This window comes from Nocardia sp. JMUB6875 (assembly GCF_041154655.1).
Lineage (GTDB): Bacteria > Actinomycetota > Actinomycetes > Mycobacteriales > Mycobacteriaceae > Nocardia.
The window spans coordinates 1-7,750 of the sequence record NZ_BAAFGR010000255.1 but is presented as its reverse complement, the minus strand read 5'-3'; the positions used below and the strand labels follow the sequence as shown (position 1 = coordinate 7,750).

The 7,750-nt window shown below is 66.6% G+C and carries 14 protein-coding genes; 7 read left to right on the top strand and 7 right to left on the bottom strand.

Annotated elements, in window-relative coordinates:
• Window positions 1-769 (bottom strand): homocysteine S-methyltransferase (gene mmuM, locus ACAM49_RS36945; RefSeq protein ID WP_369640174.1); only part of this gene is annotated, 769 nt, incomplete at its 3' end.
• Window positions 770-815: 46 nt separating this feature from the next.
• On the opposite strand from mmuM, the gene ACAM49_RS36940 reads away from it, so the two are divergent.
• Window positions 816-1,667, top strand: coding sequence for an alpha/beta fold hydrolase (locus ACAM49_RS36940; RefSeq protein ID WP_369640173.1), 852 nt, complete (start codon window positions 816-818; stop codon window positions 1,665-1,667).
• A gap of 42 nt (window positions 1,668-1,709) precedes the next feature.
• Here ACAM49_RS36940 and ACAM49_RS36935 read toward each other — a convergent pair whose 3' ends face one another.
• Window positions 1,710-2,456: a hypothetical protein gene (locus ACAM49_RS36935; RefSeq protein ID WP_369640172.1), complete on the bottom strand. Its 747-nt coding sequence runs from the start codon at window positions 2,454-2,456 to the stop codon at window positions 1,710-1,712.
• A gap of 259 nt (window positions 2,457-2,715) precedes the next feature.
• On the opposite strand from ACAM49_RS36935, the gene ACAM49_RS36930 reads away from it, so the two are divergent.
• Together ACAM49_RS36930 and ACAM49_RS36925 are read left to right on the top strand one after the other, a co-directional pair.
• Window positions 2,716-3,426 (top strand): metal-dependent hydrolase, encoded by a 711-nt coding sequence (locus tag ACAM49_RS36930; RefSeq protein WP_369640171.1) that lies wholly within the window; start codon window positions 2,716-2,718, stop codon window positions 3,424-3,426.
• Between the two features lie 51 nt (window positions 3,427-3,477).
• The gene (locus ACAM49_RS36925) at window positions 3,478-3,972 is read left to right on the top strand and encodes a phosphoribosyltransferase (RefSeq protein WP_040813140.1); all 495 of its coding nucleotides are present in this window, start codon (window positions 3,478-3,480) and stop codon (window positions 3,970-3,972) included.
• Window positions 3,973-4,066: 94 nt separating this feature from the next.
• Here the strand turns inward: ACAM49_RS36925 and ACAM49_RS36920 are convergent, their stop codons facing one another.
• Both ACAM49_RS36920 and ACAM49_RS36915 read right to left on the bottom strand, forming a co-directional pair.
• A complete protein-coding gene (locus ACAM49_RS36920) occupies window positions 4,067-4,558 on the bottom strand; it encodes a peptidylprolyl isomerase (protein ID WP_040813176.1) in 492 nt (163 codons plus the stop codon).
• A 225-nt stretch (window positions 4,559-4,783) separates the two neighbouring features.
• Window positions 4,784-5,170: a VOC family protein gene (locus ACAM49_RS36915; RefSeq protein ID WP_369640170.1), complete on the bottom strand. Its 387-nt coding sequence runs from the start codon at window positions 5,168-5,170 to the stop codon at window positions 4,784-4,786.
• Window positions 5,171-5,296: 126 nt separating this feature from the next.
• Here ACAM49_RS36915 and ACAM49_RS36910 point away from each other — a divergent pair, with 126 nt between their 5' ends.
• A complete protein-coding gene (locus tag ACAM49_RS36910) occupies window positions 5,297-5,641 on the top strand; it encodes a VOC family protein (RefSeq protein WP_369640169.1) in 345 nt (114 codons plus the stop codon).
• 17 nt (window positions 5,642-5,658) lie between these two features.
• Here ACAM49_RS36910 and ACAM49_RS36905 read toward each other — a convergent pair whose 3' ends face one another.
• Window positions 5,659-5,802: a hypothetical protein gene (locus ACAM49_RS36905; protein WP_369640168.1), complete on the bottom strand. Its 144-nt coding sequence runs from the start codon at window positions 5,800-5,802 to the stop codon at window positions 5,659-5,661.
• A 38-nt stretch (window positions 5,803-5,840) separates the two neighbouring features.
• A complete protein-coding gene (locus ACAM49_RS36900; protein ID WP_369640167.1) occupies window positions 5,841-6,101 on the bottom strand; it encodes a hypothetical protein in 261 nt (86 codons plus the stop codon).
• Window positions 6,102-6,274: 173 nt separating this feature from the next.
• Here ACAM49_RS36900 and ACAM49_RS36895 point away from each other — a divergent pair, with 173 nt between their 5' ends.
• Genes ACAM49_RS36895 through ACAM49_RS36885 form a run of 3 tightly spaced genes read left to right on the top strand, consistent with a single transcriptional unit; the run spans window position 6,275 to window position 7,375 of the window.
• Window positions 6,275-6,712, top strand: a complete 438-nt coding sequence (locus tag ACAM49_RS36895) for a phage holin family protein (RefSeq protein ID WP_369640166.1) — start codon at window positions 6,275-6,277, stop codon at window positions 6,710-6,712.
• Window positions 6,709-7,104, top strand: a complete 396-nt coding sequence (locus tag ACAM49_RS36890) for a DUF3618 domain-containing protein (protein WP_369640165.1) — start codon at window positions 6,709-6,711, stop codon at window positions 7,102-7,104. Before ACAM49_RS36895 ends, ACAM49_RS36890 begins: the two co-directional genes overlap by 4 nt.
• Window positions 7,105-7,108: 4 nt before the next feature.
• Window positions 7,109-7,375, top strand: coding sequence for a DUF4235 domain-containing protein (locus tag ACAM49_RS36885; protein WP_369640164.1), 267 nt, complete (start codon window positions 7,109-7,111; stop codon window positions 7,373-7,375).
• 69 nt (window positions 7,376-7,444) lie between these two features.
• On the opposite strand, the gene ACAM49_RS36880 is transcribed toward ACAM49_RS36885, so the two are convergent.
• Window positions 7,445-7,750, bottom strand: a 306-nt coding sequence (locus ACAM49_RS36880) for a fructosamine kinase family protein (protein ID WP_369640163.1), incomplete at its 5' end; no start/stop codon positions are given.

Below are 7,750 nucleotides of genomic sequence, written 5' to 3'. Positions count from 1 at the left end.
ACTCCCCCACCCAGCAACGCCGCTCGGCATCCCAGCCCTCCCCGCTGTTCGGATAGGCGATCACCGGCTTGCCCGTCACCTCCCGCGCCAGCATCACCGCCGCCGCCACATCATCCGGCGCGCAGCAGTTCACCCCTACCGCCACGATCTCGGTGACATCGGCGGCAATCGCGAATGCCTCCCGCAGCGGCTGCCCCGCCCGGGTCCGCAACCCGTCGATGCTGTAGCTCAGCCACGCGGGCACGCCGCTGCCATCGAGCAGCCCGGCCAGCGCCTCGGCCTCGTCGATATCGGGAATCGTCTCCAGCGCAAGCACATCGGCCCCCGATTCGGCCAGCACCGCCAGCCGCGGCAGATGCCAGCGCTTCAACTCGGCGATCGAGAGCCCGTAGCGGCCACGGTATTCCGACCCGTCGGCCAGCGCCGCACCATAGGGACCCACCGACGCGGCGACCCACCGCTCCCGGCCGTCATCCATCTCGTCGCGTGCCGCGGCCGCGAGCTCGACACCGCGCCGCAGCAGCCGCGCGCCTTCCTCCCGGTCGATACCGCGGGCCGCGAAGCCGTCGAACGAGGCCTGGTAGCTCGCGCTCGTGGCGATCACCGCACCGGCCCGGAAGTACGCGGCATGCACCGCCCGGATCTCCTCCGGCGCGTCCAGAAGCAATCGGGCCGACCACAATTCGTCGGACAGGTCATGCCCGCGCGCCTCCAGTTCGGTGGCCAATCCGCCATCGGAGATCAGGAGTTCACCGAGCGGGACTTCCAGCCCAACCACGATCCTCCAAACTGAAACCTGTTCTATGTTGGATGGCGTGGATGTCACCTACGAGAACACCCGACGCGAAATCGCCACCGACAAGGGCGTCCTGCGCTACCACGAGGCCGGCGACGGCCCACCCCTGATTCTCCTGCACGGCTCCGGAATCGGCGTGAACGGCTGGCGCAACTTCCGCGGCAACCTCGGCTTCTACGCCGACCACTTCCATTGCTACGTCCTGGAATTCCCAGGCTTCGGCGTCAGCGACCCGGTCCCCGGCCATCCGGTGCTCACCGCCGTCGACGCCGTCGTCCGCTTCATGGACGCACTGAACCTCGACTCCGCGGCCATGCTCGGCAACTCCATGGGCGGCGTCGTGGCACTCAATGTGGCCATGCAGCACCCGCAGCGGGTGGAGAAGATCATCGCCATCGGCGGCGTCGGCCACAGCCTGCTGTCCCCCAACCCCAGCGAAGGCACCCGGCTGCTGGCCGAATTCGCCGACAACCCAACCCGCGAGGGCCTCGACCGCTGGCTGCGCTGCATGATCTACGACCCCAAGATGATCACCGACGAGATCGTCGAGGAACGCTGGGCCGCCGCCAGCGACCCGGCCGCCCACACCAGCCTGAAGGCCATGTACGGGACCGAAGCCCTTGCGCTGCAACAGCAGTTCCTGGCCAACTCCCCCACCCCGCCGTACTGGGCGATGTTCCACAAGATCAAGAGCCCGGTGCTGATGGCCTGGGGCGCCGACGACCGCCAGTGCCCCACCGATATGGCGCTCATCCCGCTGCGCCAGATCCCCAACGCCGAGCTGCACGTGTTCCCCAAGTGCGGGCACTGGGTGATGTACGAGGCCAAGGAGGCCTTCGAACGCGTCACCCTCGAATTCCTGCATCGCTGAGCAGGATTGCGGGGTGGGTGTCACGCCCACCCCGACCGGCCGTCAGCGACCGCCGAACACCACGCCGTGGCAGGCGTTGAGCAGCGTGGTCAGCTCCTCGGCCTCCTTGTCGTCGAGCCCCGCGAACGCGTGCGCGATCAGCTCATCGGTGATCGACTCCGCCTGCATCCAACGGCCTTTCAGATCCGCGGTCACCTCCTCGAAGGGCTCCGGCCAGCCGTAGTTGCGCGCCTGATCCGGACCCGAGGCCAACGGCGAACCCGCGATCAGCACCGCCTGCAACGGCGAAAGACCACTCGCGAGCACGCCCACCAGGTGCAGACCGCCGCGCAATTCACGCAGCGTCTGGATCAGCTGCAGCACCAGCCCGGGCGCGTCCTCCGCCCGCGGCAGCGCACGCCAGCCCGCGAACAGCGGCACACCCACCGGGCTCGCCGCCTCGACCACCCGCTCCAACAGCTCCGCCAGCCGCTCCCCCTCCTCGAAGCCCGACAGCTTGCGACGCCCGAAGTCCTGGCACGCCTTCAGATATCCCGCCGCACCCACGGCCGCCGGAGTCGATGCGGTGGCCTCCCACGCCTGGCGAATCGAATGAGCGGGGAAGAACCCGAAAGCGGCGGTCACCACATCGGCATCCACATCACCGAGCACACCCGCCCGGCCGCGCGTGTACCCGGGCATGAAGCCGGGGACACCCGTACTGTCGGCGAAGGCTCGCGCTTCCCGGGAGAAAAAGAAACCCCCACCGATCTGCTGGATCTGATCCTTCACCGCGGACGCTACCGACATGTCCGTTCCTCTCTGAGCGGAAAGCGCAATCGATCCGAGACTATTTCAGGGCCCTGAGCGGCCGCGCGCGGGCTCCCGGAAAGCGACGCGAAACACAGTCCGGCAGGCCGCGCCGGCCCGCTCTGCCCGAATCACCCTGCGCCGATACAGGATTCACCTCGAGCCCGACTCGATCAGCGGAATCGACTGCCCACCAGCACACCTCGGCCCACCCTTCGACCTGAAATTACTGTCAGTCAGATCCGCTAACCTTCAAGCGGTGCTAGGACATTCACATGCGACCAGCGGCGCGCTCGCCTGGTCGGCGGCGGCAGCGGCGCTGCCGTTCACCGTCTTGACTTATCCCGCAGTGCAATCCGGGGCCATCGGCTCGGTCGATCTGGTGATGGGCACCTTCCTCACCGCGGGCGCCGCGCTGCTGCCCGACGCCGATCACCCCTCCGGCACCATTTCCCATGTGCTGGGGCCGATCTCGCACTACGCGTGCAAGTTCATCTCGTGGATCTCCGGCGGGCACCGCCACGGCACCCACTCCTTCGCCTTCGTCGCCGCCGTCACCTACGGCACCTGGGCAGGCGAGCACCTGCTCGGCCGCAACTTCACACTCGCGCTGGTGTTCTTCCTGCTCGCCCTGGCCGTCAAGGCACTCGGCCTGGCGCCCACCGGCGACGGCATCAAATCCTGGGGCACCGTCGTCATCCTCGCCGTGTGCGGCACCTTCGCCATCGACCACTGGATCAGCGACAAACCCAACTGGCTCCCGTTCTCCGTCGGCCTGGGCGCGCTCGCCCACCTCATCGGCGACTGCCTCACCGACCGCGGCTGCCGCCTGTTGTGGCCCTTGAAGATCCGCACCCGCATCCCGATCATCGACCGCACCGGCAACAAGATCGAGACCATGATCCTGGTCCCGCTCTTCGCCCTCGGGACCCTGGCGCTGCTCTGGTACACGCTCACCCACCAGCCCTGACCCGCCTCGTATGATCCGAAGACCAACGCAGCGGGCAGAACGGAGTCGAGCATGAGCGATCGCGAGGAACTGAGCTGGGAGCTATTCGGTGACGCCAGCAGGGATCTGGCCCAGGAGATCGCCGATGACGGCTTCGAACCCGACCTCATCCTGTCGATCGCCCGCGGCGGCCTGTTCGTGGCCGGATCACTCGGCTACGCCCTCGACGTCAAGAACCTCCACGTCATGAACGTCGAGTTCTACACCGGCGTGGACCAGCGCCTGGACATGCCGGTCATGCTCCCGCCGGTACCCAGCGCCGTCGACCTCACCGGCGCGACGGTCCTGGTCGCCGACGATGTCGCCGACACCGGCAAGACCCTCAAACTGGTACGCGACTTCTGCGAGAACCACGTCGCCGAGGTGCGCTGCGCGGTCATCTACCAGAAGCCGCACTCCGAGGTGGACTGCGAATACGTCTGGAAGCGCACCGACAAGTGGATCAACTTCCCCTGGTCGGTGCTGCCGCCCGTGGTCAACCGCGAGGTCCGCGTCCTCGACGCCTGAATCCCGCTCCGCACCAACGACAACCGTCGTCACCGAAGATAACGGCCCGCAACCAATGGTTGCGGGCCGTTCGTCTGCTATCGCTGCGAAAAGGTCAGACCAGCTCGGCGGAGAGAATGGTGATCGGCTCGACCGGCACGTCCTGGTGGCCGGCCTTGTTGCCGGTCTTGACGCCCTCGATCGCGTCCACGACGGCCTCGCCGTCGACGACCTTGCCGAACACCGCGTAACCGAAGCCGTCCTGGCCCGGGTAGTTCAGGAAGCCGTTGTTGCTGGTGTTGATGAAGAACTGCGCGCTGGCCGAATGCGGGGCCGAGGTACGCGCCATGGCGACGGTGTACTTGTCGTTCTTGAGGCCGTTGGCCGCCTCGTTCTCGACCTGCCGCGGGGCCGGCTTCTGCTGCATGTTCGCGGACAGGCCGCCACCCTGGATCATGAAGTTCGGGATCACGCGGTGGAACACGGTGTCCGCGTAATGGCCCTCCTTCACGTATTCGACGAAGTTGGCGACGGTCTTGGGTGCCTTGGCCTCGTCCAGTTCCAGGGTGATGTCCCCGGCGGAGGTCTTCAGGAGCACTTTGGTCATGCGACCCATCGTATGGGAGCGCCCAACCCGCCGACCGGGCGGCATCGAATAGCCGCCCCTCTCTTCGTGGTTGGAGGGTGATGAGTGTGGTCAGGCGGCCGCGTGTGCGTAGTGATTGCTGGAATATCTTTAGAGCAGGACAACATGCGTAGATGCGCATATTTCCATTTCCTGATTCTCGAAATTGATCATGGAGGACACGGTCATCGACTCGGGTTCCGAGGATCAGACTTCGTACAGCTCGAGGGGCAGATCGTCCGGATCGGCGAAGAAGGCGAACCGCTTCCCCGTGTACTCGTCCACCCGCACCTCCTCCACCGCCACTCCCCTACCCCGCAGCTCGGCGAGAGCCGCCTCCACATCCGGAACGACGAAGGCGAGGTGTCGCAGACCCGCGGCCTCGGGCCGGGAGGGCCGGGCCGGCGGCTCCGGAAACGAGAACAGCTCCAGCTGTCCGCCGCCCGGAAGCGCGAGATCCAGCTTGTACGAACGCCTTTCGGCCCGATAGTGCTCCGCGATCACCCGCAGCCCGAGAATCTCGGTATAGAAGGCCTTCGACTTCTCGTAATCCGAAGCGATGATCGCGACATGGTGGATCCGCTGCAGCTGCACTCCCCCGACGCTAGCGCACCCCTTCCCCCGCCCGGCGAAGGCGATCAGGAATCAAGAAGCAACCTCGGATGCCCCCGCCATAACGTGAGTGTCAACGAAGTTCAGAACACGAAATGGAGCACTCCGATGACCAAGAAGATCGACGCCATCCTCTACCCCGTAACCGATATCGCCGCCGCGAAGGACCAGTTCACCGCCCTGCTCGGCGTCGAGCCGGCCGTGGACCAGCCCTACTACGTGCACTTCGAAACCCCCGACGGCATCGCCGTCGGCCTGGTCCCCAACGGCCAGCAGCGCGGCATGATCGGCGGCACCGTCTTCTGGACCGTCGACGACATCAACGCCGAGGTCAAGTCCCTGGTCGAGGCGGGCGGCACCGTCACCGAAGACGCCCACGACGTAGGCGGCGGCAAACTCGTCGCGATCGTCAAGGACCCCCAGGGCAACGTGATCGGCCTCGCCCAGTCCTGACCTCCCGCAAATCAAGATCAGGGAGCTCTCACCGCGAATTTCTGTCCGAATTCGCGCACTGAGAGCTCCCTGATCTTGTTGGCGTGGTCTAGCGCGAGCGGGTCCTCGCTGTAGACCTCGCCTACCGCGAATCGATCAGCGGCATCGCGCAACTCGTCCATTCACATCACCCTGCGCAACGTGCGATTTCTGGTCAACTTCATTTGGTGCGAGGGTCGGGTTCGGGGTCGTCGGTTGTGCCGGTGGTTTGGGTTTGGATGGTGGTGGTACGGCCGAAGTCTTCTTGGATGACGGTTCCCGGTGGGACTCCGCCGTATCCGGCTGCTGCTAGTGGGTGGTTGAATTCGCCGCCGCCGATGCCGTGGCGTTTGATCTTTCGCCAGCGCAGGACCAGCAGGGTCATCGGGCCGAAGAAGCCGATCACGAGTACGAGTATCGGTACCAACGCCGATCCGTCCATACCTCTCAGTAAATACCGACAGTTATCTATCAGCAATTCCAGTCGACTGTTCGCCTGCAACCTTCTCCGCGGTCGCGGTGTCAGACGCCCGGGTTTGGGTAGGCGGTGGGGAGAGGCGTTCGGGGTGGTCCGGGCGCGACCGTCGAGCGACAGTGAGCGCGGAGGTGATTGCTGTGTCGGGTGCGGAGTCGCAGCACATCGGCCCAGGGCCGGTTACCCGTGAGCCGGGGCAGGAGCGGGTGGGTGAGTTGGTGCAGCGGGCCTCGCAGCAGCTGACCGAGTTGGTGCGTGGGGAGTTGAGGCTGGCGCAGGCGGAGATGAAGGAGAAGGGCAGACGGTACGGGATCAGCGGTGGACTGTTCGGCGGTGCGGGGTTGGTCGGATTTCTGACCTTGCAGGCCTTGGTGTTCACGGCTATCGCGGCGTTGGCGCTGGTGTTGCCGGTGTGGGCGTCGGCGCTGATCGTCACCGGGGTGCTCGCGGTGATCACCGCGGTGCTGGCGCTGGTCGGCCGTTCGCAGGTCGGTCAGGCCAGCCCGCCGACGCCCGAGCAGACGGTCGAAACCGTGAAAGCCGATATCGCTCAAATCAAGGAGAGCTCACACCGATGAATCAGTCGGACCCGGAGAAGAAGACCGCGGCTACCGTCGACGAGCTGCGTGAGCAGGTCGAGCACAGCCGCGAAGAACTCGCGCAGACTGTCGAGGCGCTTTCGGCCAAGGCCGATGTCAAGGCGCGCGCCCAGGACAAGGCCGAGGCGGCCAAACACCAGGCTGTCGCCAAGGCCGAGCAGCTGAGGGGCAAGGCCGCCGATGCCGCCGAGCAGGCTCGCGCCCGAACGGTGCAGGTTGGTCGCACAGTGCAGGCCAAGACGCCGGAGCCGGCGCGGCACAGGACCGCTCAGCTCGCCGAGCAGGCGCGCAGTCATCCCGGCCTCGTGCTCGCGGGTGCGGCGGGTGCGGTGATCACGGTGTGGGCGGTGCGCCGCCGACGGAACGGATGAGTCGGTGAGAGCAGTCAAGATCGCCTACAAGCCGGTCGGTCTCATTCTGGGTGCGGTCAGTGGCCTGCTCGCCGGGGCGTTGTTCCGGCAGACCTGGCGGATGCTCGGCCACGACGAGCACGTGCCGGAGGCCACCGACGAGGATCGGAGCTGGCAGGAGGTGCTGCTGGCCGCTGTCGTCCAGGGCGCGATCTTCGCCGGGGTCCACGCCGCGGTCGACCGCGCCGGCGCTGTCGCCACCCGACGCCTGACCGGCGCCTGGCCCGGCTGATCCGTCGAGCGAGCAGCCGAAAACGTCTCTCCCCCAGCCGGTTCGGAGGGAAGAGTGTCAGGGTGGGCCTCAGCTTGCCAGCGCCGCGGCCGCGGCTGCCAACAGCATGCCTCGGTAGGAGGCGCCGAACAGTACTACGTGCACGAGCAGCGGGTGGAGCTGGTGCAGCGGAATCCGGTGCCGCCAGCCCGAACTCAGGGGCGTGATCTCCTGATACGCGCCCAGGATTCGATCGAGGTGAGGAGCACCGAACAGGGCGAGCATCGCCAGGTCCGTCTCCCGATGGCCGCCGTGCTCATCGATCCCGCGGCCCACGGCGGACCTCGGGAGCCGGACCTTGCGATGCGCGCCCTGTTCGGGGCTCCTCACCTCGGT

Coding starts and splice junctions, on each gene's coding strand:
- ACAM49_RS36935 (WP_369640172.1), bottom strand. CDS start 2,456: ATGTCGGTAGCGTCCGCGGTGAAGGATCAGATCCAGCAGATCGGTGGG.
- ACAM49_RS36925 (WP_040813140.1), top strand. CDS start 3,478: ATGAGCGATCGCGAGGAACTGAGCTGGGAGCTATTCGGTGACGCCAGC.
- ACAM49_RS36920 (WP_040813176.1), bottom strand. CDS start 4,558: ATGACCAAAGTGCTCCTGAAGACCTCCGCCGGGGACATCACCCTGGAA.
- ACAM49_RS36910 (WP_369640169.1), top strand. CDS start 5,297: ATGACCAAGAAGATCGACGCCATCCTCTACCCCGTAACCGATATCGCC.
- ACAM49_RS36905 (WP_369640168.1), bottom strand. CDS start 5,802: ATGGACGAGTTGCGCGATGCCGCTGATCGATTCGCGGTAGGCGAGGTC.
- ACAM49_RS36900 (WP_369640167.1), bottom strand. CDS start 6,101: ATGGACGGATCGGCGTTGGTACCGATACTCGTACTCGTGATCGGCTTC.
- ACAM49_RS36890 (WP_369640165.1), top strand. CDS start 6,709: ATGAATCAGTCGGACCCGGAGAAGAAGACCGCGGCTACCGTCGACGAG.